Origin of the sequence: Micromonospora sp. NPDC005173 (assembly GCF_040608515.1) — a bacterium.
Taxonomy (GTDB): domain Bacteria; phylum Actinomycetota; class Actinomycetes; order Mycobacteriales; family Micromonosporaceae; genus Micromonospora.
In genome coordinates this window covers 37,468-58,638 of sequence record NZ_JBEXIK010000032.1, presented here as the reverse complement: position 1 = coordinate 58,638, position 21,171 = coordinate 37,468, and the positions used below count along the sequence as shown (strand labels likewise).

The 21,171-nt window shown below is 73.2% G+C and carries 19 protein-coding genes; 11 read left to right on the top strand and 8 right to left on the bottom strand.

Translation table 11 applies throughout. From position 1 onward, the window contains the following. Window positions 1–124 precede the first annotated feature (124 nt). The 7 genes from ABZV00_RS27350 to ABZV00_RS27320 all read left to right on the top strand — a co-directional run bounded on the left by ABZV00_RS27350 (window position 125) and on the right by ABZV00_RS27320 (window position 10,623). Complete coding sequence (locus tag ABZV00_RS27350) at window positions 125–1,711, top strand: amino acid permease (protein WP_355611028.1); 1,587 nt, start codon at window positions 125–127, stop codon at window positions 1,709–1,711. Window positions 1,712–1,879: 168 nt separating this feature from the next. Then, a complete protein-coding gene (locus ABZV00_RS27345; RefSeq protein ID WP_355611025.1) occupies window positions 1,880–3,244 on the top strand; it encodes a glutamine synthetase family protein in 1,365 nt (454 codons plus the stop codon). 24 nt (window positions 3,245–3,268) lie between these two features. Then, the gene (locus ABZV00_RS27340) at window positions 3,269–4,624 is read left to right on the top strand and encodes an aldehyde dehydrogenase family protein (protein WP_355611022.1); all 1,356 of its coding nucleotides are present in this window, start codon (window positions 3,269–3,271) and stop codon (window positions 4,622–4,624) included. Between the two features lie 5 nt (window positions 4,625–4,629). Continuing rightward, on the top strand, window positions 4,630–5,397 hold the full coding sequence (locus ABZV00_RS27335; protein ID WP_328424619.1) for a 3-oxoacyl-ACP reductase: 768 nt from the start codon (window positions 4,630–4,632) through the stop codon (window positions 5,395–5,397). Next, window positions 5,394–6,152, top strand: coding sequence for a gamma-glutamyl-gamma-aminobutyrate hydrolase family protein (locus ABZV00_RS27330; protein WP_355611019.1), 759 nt, complete (start codon window positions 5,394–5,396; stop codon window positions 6,150–6,152). Before ABZV00_RS27335 ends, ABZV00_RS27330 begins: the two co-directional genes overlap by 4 nt. A gap of 71 nt (window positions 6,153–6,223) precedes the next feature. Continuing rightward, the gene (locus ABZV00_RS27325; protein WP_355611016.1) at window positions 6,224–6,775 is read left to right on the top strand and encodes a pyridoxamine 5'-phosphate oxidase family protein; all 552 of its coding nucleotides are present in this window, start codon (window positions 6,224–6,226) and stop codon (window positions 6,773–6,775) included. 188 nt (window positions 6,776–6,963) lie between these two features. After that, window positions 6,964–10,623 carry a SpoIIE family protein phosphatase gene (locus tag ABZV00_RS27320; protein ID WP_355611013.1) on the top strand — a complete coding sequence of 1,220 codons (3,660 nt, stop codon included), beginning with the start codon at window positions 6,964–6,966 and terminating at the stop codon, window positions 10,621–10,623. 64 nt (window positions 10,624–10,687) lie between these two features. On the opposite strand, the gene ABZV00_RS27315 is transcribed toward ABZV00_RS27320, so the two are convergent. Beyond that, window positions 10,688–11,002 (bottom strand): STAS domain-containing protein, encoded by a 315-nt coding sequence (locus tag ABZV00_RS27315; protein ID WP_355611010.1) that lies wholly within the window; start codon window positions 11,000–11,002, stop codon window positions 10,688–10,690. 95 nt (window positions 11,003–11,097) lie between these two features. On the opposite strand from ABZV00_RS27315, the gene map reads away from it, so the two are divergent. Both map and ABZV00_RS27305 read left to right on the top strand, forming a co-directional pair. Beyond that, window positions 11,098–11,955 (top strand): type I methionyl aminopeptidase, encoded by an 858-nt coding sequence (gene map, locus ABZV00_RS27310; protein ID WP_328424629.1) that lies wholly within the window; start codon window positions 11,098–11,100, stop codon window positions 11,953–11,955. Beyond that, window positions 11,952–12,665 (top strand): VIT1/CCC1 transporter family protein, encoded by a 714-nt coding sequence (locus tag ABZV00_RS27305; protein ID WP_355611007.1) that lies wholly within the window; start codon window positions 11,952–11,954, stop codon window positions 12,663–12,665. Before map ends, ABZV00_RS27305 begins: the two co-directional genes overlap by 4 nt. Window positions 12,666–12,671: 6 nt before the next feature. Here ABZV00_RS27305 and ABZV00_RS27300 read toward each other — a convergent pair whose 3' ends face one another. From ABZV00_RS27300 to ABZV00_RS27270, 7 genes are all read right to left on the bottom strand, one after another. After that, window positions 12,672–13,409, bottom strand: a complete 738-nt coding sequence (locus ABZV00_RS27300; RefSeq protein WP_355611004.1) for a nucleotidyltransferase domain-containing protein — start codon at window positions 13,407–13,409, stop codon at window positions 12,672–12,674. Window positions 13,410–13,534: 125 nt separating this feature from the next. Continuing rightward, a complete protein-coding gene (locus tag ABZV00_RS27295) occupies window positions 13,535–14,035 on the bottom strand; it encodes a nitroreductase family deazaflavin-dependent oxidoreductase (protein WP_328424635.1) in 501 nt (166 codons plus the stop codon). 77 nt (window positions 14,036–14,112) lie between these two features. Further along, entirely contained in the window at window positions 14,113–16,911 is a 2,799-nt protein-coding gene (locus ABZV00_RS27290; RefSeq protein ID WP_355611001.1) for an ABC transporter permease, read from the bottom strand. Further along, the gene (locus ABZV00_RS27285) at window positions 16,908–17,621 is read right to left on the bottom strand and encodes an ABC transporter ATP-binding protein (protein ID WP_328426354.1); all 714 of its coding nucleotides are present in this window, start codon (window positions 17,619–17,621) and stop codon (window positions 16,908–16,910) included. The genes ABZV00_RS27290 and ABZV00_RS27285 overlap by 4 nt, the downstream gene beginning before the upstream one ends. A gap of 17 nt (window positions 17,622–17,638) precedes the next feature. After that, window positions 17,639–18,241, bottom strand: coding sequence for a PadR family transcriptional regulator (locus ABZV00_RS27280; protein WP_355610998.1), 603 nt, complete (start codon window positions 18,239–18,241; stop codon window positions 17,639–17,641). Window positions 18,242–18,294: 53 nt separating this feature from the next. Next, a complete protein-coding gene (locus ABZV00_RS27275) occupies window positions 18,295–18,732 on the bottom strand; it encodes a ferritin-like domain-containing protein (protein WP_355610996.1) in 438 nt (145 codons plus the stop codon). Further along, window positions 18,729–19,256 carry a hypothetical protein gene (locus tag ABZV00_RS27270; RefSeq protein ID WP_355610993.1) on the bottom strand — a complete coding sequence of 176 codons (528 nt, stop codon included), beginning with the start codon at window positions 19,254–19,256 and terminating at the stop codon, window positions 18,729–18,731. Before ABZV00_RS27270 ends, ABZV00_RS27275 begins: the two co-directional genes overlap by 4 nt. A 154-nt stretch (window positions 19,257–19,410) precedes the next feature. Between ABZV00_RS27270 and rimP the strand changes: the two genes are divergently transcribed. Together rimP and nusA are read left to right on the top strand one after the other, a co-directional pair. Next, window positions 19,411–20,115 carry a ribosome maturation factor RimP gene (gene rimP, locus ABZV00_RS27265; protein ID WP_355610990.1) on the top strand — a complete coding sequence of 235 codons (705 nt, stop codon included), beginning with the start codon at window positions 19,411–19,413 and terminating at the stop codon, window positions 20,113–20,115. Then, window positions 20,112–21,155, top strand: coding sequence for a transcription termination factor NusA (gene nusA, locus ABZV00_RS27260; protein WP_355610987.1), 1,044 nt, complete (start codon window positions 20,112–20,114; stop codon window positions 21,153–21,155). The genes rimP and nusA overlap by 4 nt, the downstream gene beginning before the upstream one ends. Window positions 21,156–21,171 lie beyond the last annotated feature (16 nt).

Here is a 21,171-nt window from a genome sequence, read left to right as displayed (position 1 = left end):
GCCGGGCGGCAACGCAATTAGCCGTGACGGCGGTGAGATTCCCACCGACTGCGTATTGACCGCCTTGATCGCCGGGACGACACTTTGCCCACTCGCACGCGGAACCACCTCAGGGAGGTGTGCAGTGGCAACGACCCCCGTGCCAACCGCCGAGCAACCAATGGACGACGACGCCCGACGGCTCGCCGAACTCGGCTACAAGCAGGAGCTGCGCCGCAAGTGGAGTGGCTTCTCCAACTTCGCCATCTCGTTCTCGATCATCTCGATCCTGGCCGGCTGTTTCACCACCTTCGGCCAGGCATGGAACAACGGCGGGCCGGTCGCCATCTCCTGGGGCTGGCCGCTGATCTCGCTCTTCATTCTGATCATCGGCTTCTGCATGGCCGAGCTGGTGTCGGCGTACCCGACCGCCGGTGGGATCTACTGGTGGGCGGCGACCATGGGCCGCCCGGTGCACGGCTGGTTCACCGGCTGGTTGAACCTGATCGGCCTGGTCGCGGTCACCGCCTCGGTCGACTACGGCTGCGCGACCTTCCTCAACCTCACCCTGTCGGCGCTTTTCGACGGCTGGGCCGGCACGCTGCGGCAGGCGTTCATCCTCTTCGTGATCATCCTGGCGCTGCACGGTCTGATCAACATCTTCGGGCACCGGATCATCGACGTCCTGCAGAACGTCTCGGTCTGGTGGCACGTGGCCGGCGCGGCCGTCGTGGTGGCCATCCTGGTCTTCGTCCCGGACAACCACCAGAGCTTCCAGTTCGTGTTCACCGAGCGGTTCAACAACTCCGGCTTCGGTGACGGGGACAGCGGCGGGCTGATCTTCTGGTTCTACGTGTTGCCGCTGGGCTTCCTGCTCACCCAGTACACGATCACCGGCTTCGACGCCTGCGCCCACGTCTCCGAGGAGACCCGGGGCGCCTCGCAGGCCGCCGCGCGCGGGCTCTGGCAGTCGATCTTCTATTCGGCGGTCGGTGGCTGGATCCTGCTGCTGGCGTTCCTCTTCGCGGCCACCGACGTCGAGGCGGTCAACGCCGCCGGCGGCTTCTCCGGCGCGATCTTCGAGTCCGCGCTGACCCCGGTCTTCTTCAAGATCGTCATCATCATCTCCACCATCGGGCAGTTCTTCTGCGGGATGAGCTGCGTGACCTCGATGAGCCGGATGGCGTACGCGTTCAGCCGCGACCGGGCGGTGCCCGGCTGGCGACTCTGGTCCAAGGTGGACCGCAACGGCACCCCGGCCAACGCGATCATCGGCGCCACCCTGGCCGGCATGGTCCTCACCCTGCCGGCGCTCTACGAAAGCTCCGCCGGCATCCCGATCGCCTTCTACGCGGTCGTCTCCGTCGCGGTGCTCGGGCTCTACCTGTCCTTCCTCATCCCGATCGCGCTGCGGCTGCGGATGGGCGACCGGTTCATCCCCGGGCCGTGGACGCTCGGGCGGAAGTACAAGCTGCTCGGTTGGATCGCGGTGATCGAGATCGCGGTCATCGCGGTCTACTTCGTGCTGCCGATCGTGCCCGCCGGGGTGCCCGGCAACGACGGGTTCACCTGGTCGGCCGTGAACTACGCCCCGCTGGCCGTGGGCGGGGTGCTGCTGGTGGTCGCCGTCTGGTGGTACGCCTCGGCCCGGAAGTGGTTCACCGGCCCCGTGCGTACCGTCGAGGACCCGGCACGGGCGCCCGACCCGGCACCGGTCGACGGGCCCGGCTGACCCGGACGTCCCGGTCCGCCGCGCAGGCGGACCGGGACGCGGTCGCGGCCTCAGCCTGCCGCCGGTGCACACGCGATCCACCCGAGCCATCCCGTTTGCCGGGGTGGCCGCAGCGGGCATTGACGATGATCCGCTCGACCGGTAGACCTTGGTGATGGAGGCCCGCGAATGAGGAAAGCGCCGCTCACGCTGGAGCAACTGCGGGTCGCCGTCGCCGAGGGTGAGATCGACACGGTGGTGCTGGCCCTGGTCGACATGCAGGGGCGGTTGCAGGGCAAACGGTTCCACGCTCCGTACTTCCTCGACCAGGTGGTGGCCAACGGCAGCGAGGGCTGCAACTACCTGCTCGCCGTGGACGTCGACATGAACACCGTCGACGGGTACGCGATGTCGAGTTGGGAGCGGGGCTACGGCGACTTCGCGATGGTGCCGGACTTCGACACGCTGCGCCGGACGCCCTGGCAGCCCGGCTCCGCGCTGCTGTTGGCCGACCTGGCCTGGCTGGACGGCTCCGGTGACGTGATCGCCTCGCCCCGGCAGATCCTGCGCCGGCAGCTGGACCGGCTGGCCGAGCACGGGCTGACCGCGTACGCCGGCACCGAGCTGGAGTTCGTGCTGTTCCGTGACTCGTACGAGGACGCCTGGCGCCGCGGCTACCGCGACCTCACCCCGGCCAACCAGTACAACGTGGACTACTCGCTGCTCGGCACCGCCCGGGTCGAGCCGCTGCTGCGCCGGATCCGCACCGAGATGGCCGGCGCCGGGCTCACCCCGGAAAGCGCCAAGGGTGAGTGCAACCTCGGCCAGCACGAGATCGCGTTCCGGTACGACGAGGCGGTGGCCTGCGCCGACCACCACGTGATCTACAAGAACGGGGCCAAGGAGATCGCCGCCCAGGAGGGCATGGCGATCACCTTCATGGCCAAGCCGAACGCGCGGGAGGGCAACTCCTGCCACATCCACTTCTCCCTGCGGGACGCCGCCGGGGCTTCGGCGATGCTCGGTGACGGGCCGGCGCACCTGTCGGAGACCGGGCAGCGGGTGCTCGCCGGGCTGCTGGCCACCATGCGGGAGTTCAGCCTGCTCTTCGCCCCGAACATCAACTCCTACAAGCGCTACCAGCCGGGGTCGTTCGCCCCGACCGCGCTGCGCTGGGGAGTGGACAACCGCACCTGCGCGCTGCGTGTGGTCGGCCACGGGCAGGGCATGCGGGTGGAGAACCGGGTGCCCGGCGCCGACGTCAACCCGTACCTGGCGATCGCCGGGCTGGTCGCCGGCGCGCTGCACGGCATCGACGGGGAGCTGGAGTTGGGCCGGGAGTGCATCGGCAACGCGTACGACGATCCGGAGGCCGAGCGGGTGCCCGGCACCCTGCGTGACGCCCTGGCCCTCTGGGAGTCCTCCACCGTGGCCGCCGACGCCTTCGGTGCCGAGGTCGTCGCACACTACGCCAACCAGGCCCGGGTGGAGATCGCCGCCTTCGACGCCGCCGTCACCGACTGGGAGTTGACCCGTGGCTTCGAACGCCTCTGACGACGCAGGGATGGGGGTGCCGGCGTGACTGTGGTGGTGGATCCGGCGACCGGGGAGGGGTTTCGGGACGTGCCCGCGGCCTCGGTGGCAGAGGTTGACGCGGCGATCTCGCGGGCCGCGACCGCGTTCGAGGCGTGGCGGGCGGTGGCGCCGGGAGACCGGGCACGGCTGCTGCGGCGGTTCGCCGCCGTGGTCGACGCGCACCTCGACGAGCTGGCCGCGCTGGAGGTCCGCAACTCCGGGCACACCATCGGCAACGCCCGGTGGGAGGCCGGCAACGTCCGGGACGTGCTGGACTACTACGCCGGAGCGCCGGAGCGGCTGACCGGGCGGCAGATTCCGGTGCCCGGCGGGCTGGACGTCACCTTCCACGAGCCGCTCGGCGTGGTCGGGGTGATCGTGCCGTGGAACTTCCCGATGCCGATCGCCGCCTGGGGGTTCGTTCCGGCCCTCGCGGCCGGCAACACCGTGGTGCTCAAGCCCGCCGAGCTGACCCCGCTCACCGCGCTGCGCCTGGCCGAGCTGGCCCGCGAGGCCGGCCTGCCCGACGACGTGTTCATCGTCGTCCCGGGCGAGGGCGCGGTGGTGGGGGAGCGGTTCGTCAGCCACCCGGCGGTCCGCAAGATCTGCTTCACCGGGTCGACCGAGGTGGGCACCCGGATCATGGCCGGCTGCGCCGGCCAGGTGAAGCGGCTCACCCTGGAGCTGGGCGGCAAGAGCGCGAACATCGTGTTCGCCGACGCCGACCTGGAACGCGCCGCCGCGACCGCGCCCGGCGCGGTCTTCGACAACGCCGGCCAGGACTGCTGCGCCCGGTCCCGGATCCTGGTCCAGCGCCCGGTGTACGACCGTTTCCTGGCACTGCTCGAACCGGCGGTGCGGGCGGTGCGGGTGGAACACCCGGCCCAGGACACCGCCGAGATGGGCCCGCTGATCTCCGCCGGCCAGCGGGACCGGGTCGCCGGCTACCTGGCCGGGGCGCGGGTCGCGTTCACCGGCTCCTGCCCCGACGGCCCCGGCTTCTGGCAGGCCCCGACCGTGCTGCTGGCCGACTCGGCAGCCGACCGGCACTGGCGGGAGGAGATCTTCGGCCCGGTGGTCTCGGTGCTCCCGTTCGACGACGAGGCCGACGCGATCCGGCTCGCCAACGACACCGAGTACGGCCTCTCCGGCTCCATCTGGACCCGGGACGTGGGTCGCGCGCTCCGGATGGCCCGCGCCGTCGACTCGGGCAACCTCAGCGTCAACTCGCACTCCTCGGTGCGCTACTGGACCCCGTTCGGCGGGATGAAGCGCTCCGGGCTGGGCCGGGAGCTCGGTCCGGACGCGCTGCACGCCTTCACCGACGTCAAGAACGTGTTCATCGCGACAGAGGAGTGACGCTAGTGCAGGGTCGGTTGCAGGACCGGGTGGCCGTGGTCACCGGAGCGGGCAGCGGCATCGGGTTGGCCACCGTCCGGCGGTTCGCCGCCGAGGGTGCCCGGGTGGTCTGCGTGGACATCGACGTGGCGGCCGGCGAGCGGGCCGCCGAGGAGTGCGGCGGCGAGTTCGTGGCCACCGACGTCGCCGACGAGTCGGCGGTGCGTGACCTGTTCGACGGGGTGGCCGACCGGCACGGGCGGGTCGACATCGCATTCAACAACGCCGGCATCTCGCCCCCGGACGACGACTCCATTCTGGACACCGGCCTGGATGCCTGGGAGCGGGTGCTGCGGGTCAACACCACGAGCGTCTACCTCTGCTGCAAGTACGCGATCCCGCACATGCGCCGCCAGGGCAAGGGCTCGATCATCAACACCGCGTCGTTCGTGGCGCTGATGGGCGCGGCGACGTCCCAGATCGCGTACACGGCGAGCAAGGGCGGGGTGCTGGCGATGACCCGGGAGTTGGGCGTGCAGTTCGCCCGCGAGGGCATTCGGGTCAACGCGCTCTGCCCCGGCCCGGTGGCCACCCCGCTGTTGCTGGAACTCTTCGCCGCCGACCCGGAGCGGGCCGCCCGCCGGCTGGTGCACGTGCCGATGGGCCGGTTCGGGCAACCCGAGGAGATCGCCGCCGCGGTGGCGTTCCTGGCCAGCGACGACGCCTCCTTCATGACCGCCGCGCAGTTCGTGGTGGACGGCGGCATCACCGGCGCGTACGTCACACCGCTATGACGCGGCGGCCACTGATCGGGATCAGTGCGTACGTCGAGCCCGCTGACTGGGCGACCTGGCGCGGCGTGCCAGCCGTGCTGGTGCCGGAGGCGTACGTGCGGGCGGTGCGCGCCGCCGGCGGGCGGGCGGTGGTGTTGCCGCCGGACGACGAGGACGGCGACGTGCTGGCGGTCCTCGACGGGCTGCTGCTGGCCGGCGGCGCCGACGTCGGCCCGGGGCGGTACGGCCAACCGCCCGACCCGCGCACCGAGGACCGGCCGGACCGGGACACCGGCGAGCTGACCCTGCTGGCCGCCGCGCTCGCCGCCGACCTGCCGGTGCTGGGTGTCTGCCGGGGGATGCAACTGCTCGCCGTCGCCTACGGCGGCACCCTGCACCAGCACCTGCCGGACGTGGTCGGTCACGAGGAACACCGTCCGGCGCCCGGGGTCTACGGTGCCCATCCGGTGCGGTTCGCGCCGGGCAGCCTGGCCGCGACGGTGCTGGCCGGGGTGGGCCGGGTCAACTCGTACCACCACCAGGCGGTTGCCGACCCGGGGCGGCTCGCCGTCACCGGCTGGGCGGCGGACGGGGTGATCGAGGCGGTCGAGGATCCGGGCCGGCCGTTCGTGCTGGGCGTGCAGTGGCATCCGGAGAACGAGCCGGATCCGCGGCCGATCACCGCGCTGGTCCGGGCCGCCCGCCAGCGACCGCCCGGCCCGCTGGTCGCCGCCCACGACGGTGGCGTGGATCTCGCGAGGCCGCCAACGCCGTGACGCGCGTTCCACCTGCGGGTGTGACGTACGTCGCCCCCGACGGGAGCGGCGGCCGGTGGGAGGATCAGCGCATGGGCAAGGTGTATCCGGCGATCGACGGTCGGCTGCGCGACTTCATCGCAGCCCAGCCGGTCTTCTTCGTGGCCACCGCGCCATCCGGCGCGGAGGGGCAGGTCAACGTCTCGCCGAAGGGCATGCGGGGCACGTTCGTGATTCTCGGTCCGCACCGGGTGGCCTACCTGGATTACCACGGCAGCGGCGCGGAGACGATCGCCCACCTGCGGGACAACGGCCGGATCACGCTGATGTTCTGCGCCTTCGACGGGCCGCCGAAGATCCTCCGACTGCACGGCCGGGGCAGCACCGTCGCGGTCACCGAGGCCGCCTTCGCCGACCGGCTCGCCGAGTTTCCCGAGCCGCCGGACGTGCACGCCGTACGGGCCGTGATCACCGTCGAGGTGGACCGGGTCAGCGACTCGTGTGGCTATGCCGTGCCACTGATGGACTACCGCGCGGAACGCGATCTGTTGCTCAGCTCACACTCCCGCCGTACCGCCGACGACCTGGTGGTCTACCGGGCCACCAAGAACGCGGCGAGTATCGACGGGCTGCCGGTCTTCTGAGCCGCCGGGCGCGCTCCGGCACGGCCGACGCCGACGCCGCACCCGCCGCCACTGTCCGGTCACTGACAGGGCGTAGGCAATCAGCGTCGAACAGGCGCGATGCGTTACGTTCCTCGTCCGCCGGGGTACAAGTCGGAACACGGCTGGCGAAGATCATCGGCTGGGGGGCAGCCGGAGCGGGAGGCTTTATGAGCTCGGCCCAGGGGGGCGCGGACGCGGGGCAGTCCCTCGCGGCCGCCAGCGACGTGCCCCCACTGCTGACGGCCGCCTTCGCGGCCGGCGGTGAGCTGGGCGAGCGACTGGGGAGCCTCGACTGGTCCACTGCTCCGCTCGGCCCGCCGGGTCGCTGGCCGACGGCGCTCTCCAGCGCGGTCGGCATGATGCTCGCCTCCAGCGCGCAGATCGTGATGTTCTGGGGCGACGACCAGCTCGCCTTCTACAACGACGCCTACCGGCCGACCATCGGCAGCAAGCACCCGGACGTGCTCGGTCAACCGGCCCGGCAGCACTGGGCGGAGACCTGGGCGGTGCTCGGCCCGCTGCTGGACGAGGTTCGGCGCACCGGACAGTCGTACCGGGGCGCGGACCACCCCTTCCTGCTGGACCGGCACGGCTTTGTCGAGCAGACCTACTTCGACGTCTCGTACGACCCGATCCGGGGCGCGGACGGTTCGGTCCACGGCGTCTACTGCATCGTGAACGAGACCACCGGGCGGGTGCTCGGTGAGCGCCGGCTGCGGGCACTCGCCGAGCTGGGCGCCGAGTTGGCCGACGTGGTCAGCGCCGCCGAACTCGGCCGGACGGCCGCCGAGGTGCTCGGTCGGCACCGGGCGGACGTGCCGTTCGCGCTGATCTACCTGGGCGACGAGGCCGGCCGGTTCACCCTGGCCGGCTCCGAGGGCACCGGCCAGGTCGCTGTCGACATCGCGCCCGAGGTGCTCGCCCGGGTGGCCGCCGACGGCGCACCCGTCACGGTCGAGGTGGCCAGTCTGCTCGACCCGCCGCCGGCCGACGCAGCCGACCACGCCCTCGTGCTGCCCATCACGGCGACCAACGAGACCGTCGGCGCGCTGGTCGTCGGCATGGCAGGCCTGCTGGCGCTCAATGACGAGTACCGCGACTTCCTCGACCTGGTCGCCGCCCAGATCTCCCGCGCGGTGGGCAAACAGCGGGCGTACGAGCAGGAGCGGGCACGCGTCGCGGAGCTGGCCGCGCTGGACCAGGCGAAGACCAACTTCTTCGCCAACGTCAGCCACGAGTTCCGCACCCCGTTGACCCTGGTGCTCGGCCCGATGGAGGACATGCTGGCTGACCCGGCACTGGCCGCCACCCACACCGACCGGCTCACCATGATGCACCGCAACGCGCTGCGCCTGCTCAAGCTGGTCAACACCGTGCTGGACTTCTCCCGGCTGGAGTCCGGCCGGCCGGCCGCCCACTACCAGCCCACCGACCTGGCCGGCTACACCGCGCGGCTCGCCAGCACCTTTCGCTCGGCCACCGACCGGGCCGGGTTGCGACTGGTGGTGGACTGCCCGCCCCTGCCGGCGCCGGTCTTCGTCGACCGGGACATGTGGGAAAAGGTCGTCCTCAACCTCGTGTCGAACGCGGTCAAGTTCACCTTCGACGGCGAGATCCGGGTCCGGGTCAATGCCTCTGGCGACGCCGCCCGGCTGGAGGTGACCGACACCGGCGTGGGGATCGTGCCGGGCGAGCTGCCGCACGTCTTCGAGCGGTTCCACCGGGTGTCCGGGGTGCGCGCCCGCACCCACGAGGGCACCGGGATCGGCCTGGCGCTGGTCCGGGAGCTGGTCGAGATGCACGGCGGCGAGGTGGGGGTCACCAGCCGGGTCGACGACGGGAGCACCTTCGCGGTGACCGTCCCGTTCGGATCGGCGCACCTGCCCGCCGACCGGGTGGCGCCGTTCGGCGCTCAGCCGTCGGGCGAGCCGGAACAGGCCCGGCTCTACGTCGCGGAGACCGCGCTGTGGACCGGCGCCGAGCCGCCGCCGGAGTTCGGCAACCAGCTGGCGGCGGTCACCCCGGCCGGCCGGATCCTGGTCGTCGACGACAACCCGGACCTGCGCGAGCACGTCACCCGGCTGCTGTCCCCGACCTGGGAGGTGGTCACGGCCAGCGACGGTCTGGCGGCCCTGCCGCTGGCCCGTGAGGGCGGGTTCGACCTGGTGCTCACCGACGTGATGATGCCCCGGCTGGACGGGTTCGGGCTGGTCGGCGCGCTGCGCGCGGACCCGCGTACCCGACACGTGCCGATCGTGCTGCTCTCCGCCCGGGCCGGCTCCGCGGAGGCGGTCGCCGGCCTCTCCGTCGGCGCCGACGACTACCTGACCAAGCCGTTCTCCGGGCAGGAGCTGGTGGCGCGGGTCCGGGCCAACGTCGAGCTGGGCCAACTGCGGGGGCAGATCATCCGCCGGCTGCGGGCGCTGGCCGACGCGGCGGTGGCGGTGAACACCGCCCGGTCCACCGCCGACGTCCTCCAGGTCGCCGCCCGGCACGCGCTCAGCCTCGCCGAAGCCGCGCGGGTGGTGGTCACCGCGACCGGGGCCCGATCCGAGGCGGACGCCGGCGGCACCACCGCCGTGGACCCGTCCTTCGTGGCCGAGTTGACCGGCACCACCGGTGAGCGGCTCGGCGAGTTGCGGGTCTGGCGGTCGGCCGGCGACGACGCGCAGGCCGACGAGGCCGCGCTGACCCAGCTCGCCCGGCTGGTCGGGGTACGCCTGGAGAACGCCCAGCTCTACGAGGCCGAACATCGCATCGCCACCACGTTGCAGCACAGCCTGCTGCCCCGGTCGCTGCCCCAGCTGCCGGGCGCGGTGGTGGCCAGCCGCTACCTTCCGGGCAGCGCCGACGTCGAGGTCGGCGGCGACTGGTACGACGCCATCGCGTTGGAGGGTGACGAGCTGGCGCTGGTCATCGGCGACGTGGTCGGCAAGGGCGTCCAGGCCGCCGCGGCGATGGGGCAGCTCCGCAACGCGCTGCGCGCGTACCTGCTGGAGGGCTTCGACCCGGGTGAGTCGCTGACCCGGCTCAACCGGCTGGTCGGGTCCACCGAACGCCGATCCTTCGCCACTGTGGTCTGTCTGCTGTTCAACCCGCGTACCGGGAGGTTGCGGTACGCCAGCGCCGGTCACCCGTCCCCGCTGCTGATCAGAGGAGGTGACGTGGCATTCCTGCACGACCAGGCGCTCGGCCCGCCGGTCGGCGCCATCCCCGACGTGACGTACCACTCGGTCGAGGGGGAGCTGCCTCCCGGCCGCCGGCTGCTGCTCTACACCGACGGGCTGATCGAGGATCGGCAGCTCGACATCGACGCCGCGCTGGCCCAGCTGTGTACCGACGCGGCCACCCCTGGTGAGCACGTGACGGACCTGATCGAAGCGGTGATCGAGCGGGTCGCCGGTCAACCGCGCCGCGACGACGTGGCCGTGCTCGCCCTGGAGGCGGCCGAGCTGAACCGCTTCGCGTTGCGGCTGCCCGCGGACCCGACCCGGCTGAGCGTGCTGCGCAAGCGCCTGGAGGACTTCCTGGTCGCGCATGGGGTCGGCGAGACGGACCTGTTCGACGTGACCGTGGCGGTCTCCGAGGCCGCCGCGAACGCCATCGAGCACCCGGTCCACCCCGCCGAGCCGGTGATCAGCGTTGAGGTGGCCATCGAGGACCGGACACTGACCGTCACGGTGCGCGACAGCGGCCGGTGGCGGGAGTCGGCCGGTTCCGGGTTCCGGGGGCGCGGGCTGACTCTGATCAAGGCGCTGGGTGAGCTGGCGGTGCGGCGTACCGATGAGGGCACCGAGGTGACGCTGCGCCGGCAGCTGCAGGACTGACCTCGCGCCCGACGGTGGCCGGCGCGGCGCGTGCGCCCGACAGATCAGCCGGGTCGCGGGTGGCTCAGGCCGGGCTCAGCCAGCTCTGCTCGCCCAGGCCGGAGATGTCCAGCACGCGGCGGACCTGCCGGGACGGCAGCACGGTGAGCGTGCCGGGAAACTGCTGGGCGAGCCGGACCAGCGCGTGGATGGCGGCCGAGTCGAAGAAGGTGACCGCGGTCAGGTCGAGGGTGATCCGCTCGGCGGGCTCGCGCAGGGCCGTCTGGAGCATGGTGTCGGCGGTGGCCATGTCGACCTCACCGGCCACCACCACGTGGAGGTGATCGCCGTCAATCTCCGCGCTGGCGGAGAAGACGGGTGGTGCTCCTCCTTGATCCACGCAGACACCATGGCACAGCCGACCTGGCAGGGCAACAACCGGTCCGGAGCGGCCGTGGCGCGGGTCACCAGCCGGGCCGGCGATAGGCTTGAGGCATGACCGTCCGTCCGCCGCTGACCCCAGGCACGCTCTCCCCGATGCGACCGGTGCCGGCCCACATTCCCCGCCCGGAGTACGTGGGCAAGAAGCGTCCCCAGGAGTGGCGCGGCTCGCACGTGCAGACGCCGGAGACCATCGAGAAGATGCGGATCGCCAGCCGGCTGGCCGCCCAGGCGACCCAGCTCGCCGGCGAGCACTCCAAGCCCGGCGTGACCACCGACGAGATCGACCGGGTGGTCCACGAATTCCTCTGCGATCACGGCGCGTACCCGTCGACGCTGGGCTACAAGGGCTTCCCCAAGTCCTGCTGCACCAGCCTCAACGAGGTCATCTGCCACGGCATCCCGGACACCACCGTGCTGCAGGACGGCGACATCATCAACGTCGACGTGACCGCGTACATCGACGGGGTGCACGGCGACACCGACGCCACCTTCTGTGTCGGCGAGGTCAGCGAGGAGGCCCGGCTGCTGGTCGAGCGGACCCACGAGGCGATGATGCGGGGCATCCGCGCCGTCGCCCCGGGCCGCCAGATCAACGTCGTGGGCCGGGTCATCGAGTCGTACGCCAAGCGGTTCGGCTACGGCGTCGTCCGCGACTTCACCGGCCACGGCATCGGAGAGACCTTCCACAGCGGGCTGTACGTGCCGCACTACGACAGCCCGCGTCCCACGGACCTGATGGAGCCCGGGATGACCTTCACCATCGAGCCGATGATCACGCTCGGCACCTACCAGTACGACATGTGGGACGACGGGTGGACCGTGGTCACCAAGGACCGGAAGTGGACTGCCCAGTTCGAACACACCATCGTGGTGACCGACGACGGTCACGAGATTCTCACCCTGCCGTGACCGACACCCCTGCGGCGCTGCGCGAGGCGCACCACGCGGACGTCTCCGGCGGCTGGCTGCGCCCGGCCGTCTTCGGCGCGATGGACGGGCTGGTCACCAACATCGCCCTGATCGCCGGCGTAGGCGGCGGCGGGGTCTCGCCGCGCAGCATCGTGCTGACCGGCACCGCCGGTCTGGTGGCCGGCGCGATCTCGATGGGGCTCGGCGAGTACACCAGCGTGCGCTCGGCCAACGAGCAGATCGCCGCCGAGGTGGCCAAGGAACGGCGCGAGTTGGAGCGGCATCCCGAAGCCGAGGCCCGCGAACTGGCCGACGCGTGGGTGGCGCGCGGCCTGCCCCGCGACCTGGCAACCCAGGTCGCGGAAGCCGTACGGCGCGATCCGGAGGAGGCGCTGCGGGTGCACGTCCGCGAGGAGTTGGGCGTCGACCCCGACGACCAGCCCAGCCCGTGGACGGCGGCGATCTCCTCGTTCCTGTTCTTCTCGGTGGGGGCGCTGATCCCGCTGCTCACGTACCTGCTCGGCGCCACCGAGCTCTGGCTGGCGCTCGCCGTCGGCGGGCTCGGGCTGTTCGCCGCCGGGGCGGCGGTGGCCCGGTTCACCAACCGGCCCTGGTGGACCAGCGGGTTGCGCCAGCTACTGCTGGGTGCCGCGGCGGCCGCCGCCACCTACCTGATCGGCGCCCTGATCGGCGTACAGGGCGCGCTGTAACGCCGGTCAGCAGCTGAGCAACTCGTCGACCGTGCCATCCACCGGCCGGCCACGGGCGGCAAGCTCCTCGGCCTGCCGGCCCAGCACCAGCCCCACCTCGGTCATGTCCGCGCCGGCCAGACCGGTGCGGCGCACCGCGTCCCCCGGGTCGCGGAAGTAGGTGCGGCTCAGCAGACCGGTCACCGTGGCCGCGGCCAGCCGCGCCTCGCCGAGCATCAGCAGCGCCTGGTCGGTCTCGTACCACTCGGCCAGCCGGGCGGCCCGCGCGTGCGCCGCGCTGCCCCGGTACCAGGCCTGCCGGGCTGCGGTGCTGAACTCCGCCGGCCGTGCCCGGGCCAGCCGGCCCAGGTGCTCGTCGCGCAGCGTCCGCAGCCAGCCGGTGGGGTCGTGCAACGCCCGGGTGGTGACGTACCGGTCCGCGGTCAGCGGCCAGAGCGGGGAGAGCACCCGGGCCTGCCCGAGGTAGTCCTCGGCGGCGGCCACGGTCAGGTCGACCAGCACCCCGTCCACCCGCCGGGTCGCCGGGGGTGGGCCGGTGCCGGGTCGGTAGGTGACCACCAGCATCCCCACCTCGCGGTCCCCGCCGCCGTCGTCGTCGCCGTGCGCCAGCGGGCCGTGCACCGCGACCGCGAGCACGTCGGCCGCGAAACGTCGCTGGGCCGCCTGGGCGACCCGCTCCGCCACCGTCCACCGTCGATCGTCGAAGCCCCGGTCGACATCGGCCTGTTCGCTGCTCGCGCTCACGGGGCCGCCTTCGTTCCCGACTGCGGGGCTCGCAAAACCGGCTCACTCCTCGCGCTCACGGGCCACCCTTCGTTCCCGACCGCGGGGCTCACCGGATCGTCCCCGCCTGGCGACTGAGCGTCAGCCTAGCCAGCCGGTCGCGGGCCAGCCGGCGCGCCGCGCCCGGTCGGCACCAGCCGGAAGATGCGGATCTCCCGGCCGCCGGCTCGCTGGACGTACGTGCGGTACGCCGGCCACTCGGTGACCAGGAGTGCCCACAGCCGGTCCCGTTCGGCGCCGGTGGCCACGTCGGCCCGCACCGGAACCCGTCGACCCCGCACGTCCACCTCGGCGGCCGGCTCGGCGAGCAGGTTCAGCGCCCAGCCGGGCTGCTGGGTCTGCCCCCAGTTGGAGCCGATCACCACGTACGCGTCGCCGTCGGGCACGTAGATCAGGGGATTGCTGCGCGGTTTGCCGGAGCGGCGGCCGGTGGTGGTGATGATCAGGGACGAGACCAGGCCGAGCGCGACCACCCGGCCCCGGGTGAGCCGGCCGACCACCCGGTCGGCGGGGACCAGCAGGCGGGCGGCGGCGCCGAACCAACGGTGGTGGCCGACTCGACGGGTGAGGGATCCCAGCACTGACACGCCGCCCAGTCTGCCGGTTGCCGCGCCTCGGTGGCCAGCCCCCTGCGCCGCTTCGGCTGCCCGCCGGAGCGTCCCGCTCAGTCCAACCGCCGCTCGATGGGCAGGCGGGCACGCGTGAACAGGCCGGCGCCGAGCATCGCCACCATCGGCACCAGCACCAGGACGCCGAGCGCCGGCCACGGCACCAGGAACGGGTACGGCTCGCTCACGGGCCAGCTGGTGGCGTACTGCCGGTTGACGGAGAACAGCACGATCGCGGCGGTGCCCAACCCGGCCACGATGCCGAGTACCGAGCCGAGGCCGGCGATGACCCCGGCCTGGCAGATCGCCAGCAGCCGGCGTACCGCCGGGGCCGCGCCGACGGCCGCGAGTGTGGACAGCTCGGCGCGCCCCTCGGCGGCGGCGAGCGCGGTGGCGATTCCGGCCGCGCCCACCGTGATCAGCCCGGCCGCCGCGGCGAGCAGCAGGAGCAGCGGTGACACGTCGCGGGGGGCGGCGCCCTGCTCCACGCTCAGCGAGAACGCCCCAAAGGACCTCAGTGCACCGGTGAACCGCTCCTGCCGGTTCTCGTCCGGCGGGGCCGGGGTGTCGATCACCCAGCCGGTCTGGGACGAATTCAGGCCGAGCTGTCGGACCGCGGACGGGGACAGCAGCAGGCGGGGCTGCCCGACTGCCGCGGGCAGCGCGTACCCGGGCAGATCGCTGGCACCGTTCGGCCCGTCCGTTCCGGCCTCCGCCCGGCTCACCTGCACGGTCACCAGGCCGTCGTGCAGGTAGCGCGGGTCGGTCACCACGACGCCCCCGGCGCGCAGCACCGCAGTGGCGGCAGCGGTGGCCGCCGGGTCCGCGCCGGTGAGGATCGGCAGGGCGCTGCCGTCGTCCACCAGCGTCTCGACGTAGCCGCCGTAGTAGTCCCCGTCGCGGAGCTGGCAGCGCGGGTCGGCCCGGGCCTGCCGGCGCTCCGCCGGGGAGAGGTTGTCCCCGGGCAGCCAGGGGCAGGCCCGCTCCGGCGGCAGCCTCGGTGCGACGTAGCAGTAGTCGCCGGGGTTGCCATCCGGTGGGCAGGCCACGGTGTGCACCGCGGCCACCGCGCCGGCGCCCAGCTGCGCCTGGGCCGCGGTGGTGACCTCGGCCAGCGTGGGTCGGGGCAGCCGGGTCGGCTCGGTCGCACTGACCAGCACGTGCCCGGTCGGCAGCATCGGTTGGTAGGCGCGCGTGTCGCGGGCCCCGTCGCTGGCCAGGTACCCGCCGAGCGCGACGCTGCCGGCCACCGCCGCCATCACGGCGCAGATCGCCGGTGCCGCGACGGCCCGGTTGCGGCTGGCGTCGCGTAGCGCGATCCGGGGTGCCAGGGGTAGCACCCGGCCGAGGCGGGCGAGCGCGCCGATCAGTGTGGGTGTGCAGCAGACCAGGCCCAGTTCGCCGAGGATCAGGCCGGTGAGGATCACCGCCGGTGAGGTTCGGGTGGCCCCGAACGCCGCCAGCGCCGCCCCGCCGGCCACCAGTGCCAGCCCGATGGTCAGCCACCGGGCTCGGCTCGGGGGAGGGGTGCGTCGCCCGGCGAGCCCGGCGATGACGTCCTGCCGGGCGGCGGTCCAGGCCGGTGCCAGCGCGGCCAGCACCCCGGCCAGCACCGCGACCCCCCCGAGCAGCATCAGCGCCGACGGCCAGCAGCGGTACCCGCCGAAGCGGGCGCCGAAGACGTACTGCTCCACCAGCGGACGACCGGCGAACGCCGCGCCGACGCCGAGAATCAGGCCGGCGGCGGCGCCCAGCACGCCCAGCACCACGCCGTCGGCGAGCACGACCCGACGCAGTTGGGCGGCGTCCCCACCGGCAACCGCGACCAGTGCCAGGTCCCGCCGCCGGCGGCGGACGCCGACCGCGAAGGCCGGCCCGACCAGCAGCACCACCTCCAGCAGCCCGAGGCCGGCGATCAGCACGCCGGTGCTCAGGTCCGTGGCGCTGCTCGGACCGATGGACCCGGGCCACGGCCGCGACTGTCCCGCCGCCGGGATGGTCGGGTGGCGCGGGGTGACCAGCACGCCATGGTCGTTGAGTCGGGACACCAGCGCGGCGTCGACGGTGCCGGGCACGTCCACCAGCCAGCTGCTGTCCGGCAGCGGATCGCTTCGTGGCACGGCACCCGGGTGCAACGCCACCACCGGGCCGAGATCGTCGGGAAACTCGACCACCCCGACCACGGTGTACGCCCGGGTGCCGTCGGCGGTGGCCACGGCGTCGCCGAGGCGTACGTCCAGGCGGCGTAGCGCCGCCGGGCTCACGGCGACCTCGCCGGGCTGCCGCGGCGCCCGTCCGGCCCGGAACCGCACCAGCCCCCGGGCCAACGGGTCGGTGAGGTCCAGTACCCGTCCTTCGACGTTCTCGTCGCGCTCCGGGCCGCGCACCGTCAGCGGGAGTAGAGCGCGCACCTCGGTGACCCGGCTGCCGGGGCCGAGCAGCGTGGACACCTCGGCGGCGGTGGCCACCCGACCGTTTGGCCCGTGGTCGCCCTCCCGGGTGTACCAGCCTTCGCCCCACTCGTCCTGCCCGATCGGGGTGTCGGTGATCCACCGCAGCTCCGCGTCGGCGACGCCGAGTCGGCGGTCGATGCGCTCCTGCGGGGTCAGCTCGGCCATGTCGTAGCTCACGGCCAGGAAGGCCAGCACCAGCACCGGCAGGGCGATCATGGCGAGCACCAGGGCGGTTCGCCGGCGGGCCCGACGCGACTCCCGCCGGGCGATCCGCAGCGCCGCCCGCCAGGAGCCGGTCAGCTCGGCCAACCGACGCCGGCCCGCGGGTGCCGGCGGCGCGACCGGCGGTGCCGCCGGGACGTCGGCGCGGCCGGAGGCCCGCCGCACCCGGCGGACGGTCACCGGTCGCTACCGGACAGCAGTTGCTCGACGCTGCCCAGCGGTGCCGTGGTGTCGACCAGCACCCCGTCCCGCAGGAACACCACCCGGTCGGCCCAGCCGGCGTGCCGCGCCTCATGGGTGACCAGTACGCCGGCCGCGCCCGCGTCGACCCGGCGGCGCAGCAGGTGCAGCACCGCCTCGCCGGTCTGCGAGTCCAACGCCCCGGTCGGCTCGTCGGCGAGCACCAGCCGCCGCTCGCCGACAAGCGCGCGGGCGATGGCGACCCGCTGCTGCTGGCCGCCGGAGAGCTGGTCGGGGAAGCGGTCGCCCAGCGCCGGCAGGCCCACCTCTGCCAGCGCGGCCAGGGCCGCCGCGCGGGCCCGGCGCCCGCCGGCGCCGTCGAGTTCCAGCGGGAGGGCGACGTTCTCCATCGCGCTCAGGCTGCCCAGCAGGTTGAGCTGCTGGAAGATGTAGCCGATCCGGCGGCGGCGCAGCTGGGCCAGCCCGCGGCGGTCCAGCGCACCCAACGGCTGCCCCTCGACCCGGACCTCGCCGCGGGTCGGGCGGTCCAGGCCGCCGGCGAGGGCCAGCAGTGTCGACTTGCCGGAGCCGGACGGACCCATCACGGCGACCAGCTCACCCGGCCGGACGACCAGGCTGACGCCGCGCAACGCGTGCACGGCCGCCGGGCCGACCCCGTGGGTGCGGTGGACGGCGCGAAGCTCCAGCACCGCGTCGTCCGCTCCGCTCACCGTCGCGCCTCCTCGTCGGCCCACCGCGCCGCGTCGGACATGTCGGCGTCGCCGGCTCTGGGCATGGGCGGCGCGGGGGTGCCGGGCTGGTGCCGGACCAGGCTGGTCTCGCAGTGGTCCAGCCAGCGCACCTCCGCCTCGGCCTGGAACACCATCGAGTCCAGCACCAGCCGCCAGGGCAGGTCCTCCGGCCGGTTGCTGCCGTACTTCAACCGGGTCAACTCCTGCAACGCCCGCATCGTCGCGCTGCGCTGGGCCTGTACCACCGAGCGGACGTCCACGCCGGGGGTGGTCAGCGCCAGCGCCAGCTTGATCGCCAGCTCGTCGCGGGGGCGGTCGGTGCGGCTGATCGGGGTGGCGAACCACAGCGCCAGATCCGCCCGGCCGGCGTCGGTGATCTCGTACGGGCGTTGCCCGGCCTCGCTCTCCGGCAGCGGGCGCACCAGACCGTCCCGCTCCAGCCGGGAGAGCGTGGTGTAGACCTGCCCGATGTTCAGCGGCCAGGTCGAGCCGGTCGACTCCTCGAACGCGGCGCGCAGCTGGTAGCCGTACATCTGGCCGCGTTCGAGCAGGGCGAGCAACCCGTGACGGATGGACATGGGAACGGAGTATGCATACCTGGTATGGCGCTCCGCAACCGGAGCGGACCGGTTCAGGTGGGGCGGCCGGGAAACGCGACAGTTTGCGGGGTGAGCCCGGCGGTCTTGCGCCAGCGGGTGGCCCGTACGGCGTACTCGACGAGGGCGGCCAGCGCCTGGTCCCGGTCGGCGCCGGTGGTGGACGCCAGCGCCGCCCGCCAGTGCGCCGCGGTGCGCTCCTCCACCTCGACCGCCAGCCGCAACGCGCTCGCCTTGTCGGTGACCGCGAACGGCAGCGCGTACCCGGCCCGGTCCGGTGGCACGTCGCCACCGGAGGTGCTGAGCTGCACCACCAGCGCGTCGCGCCGGCGGCGGTGCGCGGCCTCCGCCTGGCGCGCGGCGTCCCGCGCCGCCCCGGTGAGCCGGACGCCGATTCGCCCGTAGGCGTAGATGGCCGCGTACTCGGCGGAGAGGGCGGCGGCGAGCGCCTCCGCGGCGGATGGCTGCCTCACTTCAGTGCCTCCTGGTGGGTGGCCCGCGCGGCGGCGATCGACCCGAGCAGCGCTGCCCGTTCCGCCGGTGCCGCGGCGCAGGCGGCGGTCGCGGACTGCTGGCCGGTCTTCTCCAGCGCTCGCAGGGCGGCCAGCGCGCCAGCCGGTTCGGCCGCCGGGGCGGTGGTCGGGGCGGCGGCGGGCGTCGACGGCAACGCGACGCCGATCACCCGGGCCAGTTCGGTGGCGTGCGCGGTGTGCGCCTCGGCGATCGGGCCGAGCCGGTCGGCCAGCTCCGGGTGCGCCGCAGCGCTCGCCCGGTGTGCCGCGGCCAGCCCGAGCGACTCGTCCACCATCGGCCGCAACGGGTCAGGCGGCGGCGCCGGCTGGCCATCGCGGTCGAAAAGATCACAGCCGGTCAGCGGTGCTGCGGCACCGCCGAGCGCCAGCAGCGCTCCGGCGCGCAGGAGCTTTCGCCGGGAATGTCCGGATGCTTGGTCGCGCTGTGTCGTTCTGCCGATCCCCACCGGGCAAGTCAACACCATCCGGCCCGGTCCGGGGGCCACCCGCGTCGGTGCGCCGCCCGGTCCACCAGCGGGCAGGCGCGTTACGCTCTGCGCAGCCACCGGGGCGTTCGCTCCGGTGGCGTGCCGGCATGGCGGGACGACCGTCGCCGTCGACCAGGGAAAGGGTGCGGAGATGACGCAGCGTGGCCGTGCCACCAGGTCGACGGATCGACCCCGTGGTGGTGTGAGTCCCCGCGGCGGTGATCTCACCGCGCGACGTAACCGGTTGCGGGCCGTGATCGAGCCCGTGGTCAACGGCGTGGGCTACGACCTGGAGGACCTGTCGGTTTCCCGGGCCGGGCGCCGGCACGTGGTGCGGGTGATCGTGGACGCCGACGGCGGGATCGACCTGGACGCCGTCGCGGACGTCTCCCGCGCGGTCTCGGCCGCGCTCGACGCCGCCGAGGAGACCGGCGGCGACATCGTCGCCGGGGAGTACCAGCTGGAGGTCAGCTCACCGGGCGTGGACCGGCCGCTCACCCTGCCCCGGCACTGGCGGCGCAACGTCGGTCGGCTGGTCAAGGTCACCGTCCGGGGCGCGGCCGTGCTGCCCGATCAGCGCGGCGAGCAGCCCACCGGGGACCGCCAGGTCACCGGCCGGGTGGTCGGGACCGACGACGAGGGCGTGCAGCTGGAGACCGACGACGGCCGGGCCTCCTGGGCGTACGCCCAGTTGGGCCCCGGTCGGGTGCAGGTCGAGTTCACCAGGCTCGCCGAGCTGGGTGAGCCGGACGAGTTCGACGACGCGGACGATACCGACGACGCGGACGAGACAGACGAGATCGACGATTCAGACGACATCGACGACGAAGATGATGTGGAGGACGAGGAGAGGTGAACATCGACCTCGCGGCGCTGCGCGCACTCGAGCGCGAGCGGGAGATCCCGTTCGACACGATTCTCGCGGCGATCGAGACCGCGTTGCTGACCGCCTACCGGCACACCGACGGTGCCGAGCCGCACGCCCGGGTGGAGATCGACCGCAAGTCGGGCGCCGCCCTGGTGTACGCGCAGGAGATGGACGACGACGGCAGTCTGGTGCGGGAGTGGGACGACACTCCCCACGACTTCGGCCGGATCGCCGCCATGACCGCCAAGCAGGTGATCCTCCAGCGGCTGCGGGAGGCCACCGACGAGGTGCACTTCGGCGAGTACGTGGGTCGCGACGGTGACCTGGTCACCGGCGTGGTGCAGGCGCACGAGGCGCGGTCCGAGAAGGGCATCGTCAGCGTCGACCTGGGCAAGCTGGAGGGCGTGCTGCCGCAGTCCGAGCAGGTGCCCGGCGAGCGGTACGTACACGGCGAGCGGATCCGCTGCGTGGTGGTTCACGTGGCCAAGGGCATGCGTGGTCCGCAGATCACCCTGTCCCGGTCGCACCCGGCGCTGGTCAAGAAGCTGTTCGCGCTGGAGGTACCGGAGATCGCCGACGGCACGGTGGAGATCGGCGCGATCGCCCGTGAGGCAGGTCACCGCACCAAGATCGCCGTACGCTCCGCCACCCCCGGCGTGAACGCCAAGGGTGCCTGTATCGGCCCGATGGGCCAGCGGGTGCGTGCCGTGATGAGCGAGCTGCACGGTGAGAAGATCGACATCATCGACTGGTCGGACGACCCGGCCACCTTCGTCGGCAACGCGTTGTCGCCGGCCAAGGCGCTGCGGGTCGAGGTGGTGGACCTGGCCACCCGGACCGCAAGGGTGACCGTGCCGGACTTCCAACTCTCTCTTGCCATCGGGCGGGAGGGGCAGAATGCCCGCCTCGCGGCCCGGTTGACCGGTTGGCGGATCGACATCCGCTCCGACGCGGAGCAGACCAGCCCGGCCGCGCGGGGCGCGGCTGATCACGTCCGGGAGCCGGGCGGCGCGATCTCGGGCAGCTAGGGGTAGACTTCCTCCA

What these genes read in the sequence shown, in the direction of transcription:
- ABZV00_RS27330 (WP_355611019.1), top strand. Translation starts at nt 5,394, where the DNA reads ATGACGCGGCGGCCACTGATCGGGATCAGTGCGTACGTCGAGCCCGCT.
- ABZV00_RS27320 (WP_355611013.1), top strand. Translation starts at nt 6,964, where the DNA reads ATGAGCTCGGCCCAGGGGGGCGCGGACGCGGGGCAGTCCCTCGCGGCC.
- ABZV00_RS27270 (WP_355610993.1), bottom strand. Translation starts at nt 19,256, where the DNA reads ATGGTGTTGACTTGCCCGGTGGGGATCGGCAGAACGACACAGCGCGAC.
- rimP (WP_355610990.1), top strand. Translation starts at nt 19,411, where the DNA reads ATGACGCAGCGTGGCCGTGCCACCAGGTCGACGGATCGACCCCGTGGT.
- ABZV00_RS27280 (WP_355610998.1), bottom strand. Translation starts at nt 18,241, where the DNA reads ATGTCCATCCGTCACGGGTTGCTCGCCCTGCTCGAACGCGGCCAGATG.
- ABZV00_RS27325 (WP_355611016.1), top strand. Translation starts at nt 6,224, where the DNA reads ATGGGCAAGGTGTATCCGGCGATCGACGGTCGGCTGCGCGACTTCATC.
- ABZV00_RS27345 (WP_355611025.1), top strand. Translation starts at nt 1,880, where the DNA reads ATGAGGAAAGCGCCGCTCACGCTGGAGCAACTGCGGGTCGCCGTCGCC.
- map (WP_328424629.1), top strand. Translation starts at nt 11,098, where the DNA reads ATGACCGTCCGTCCGCCGCTGACCCCAGGCACGCTCTCCCCGATGCGA.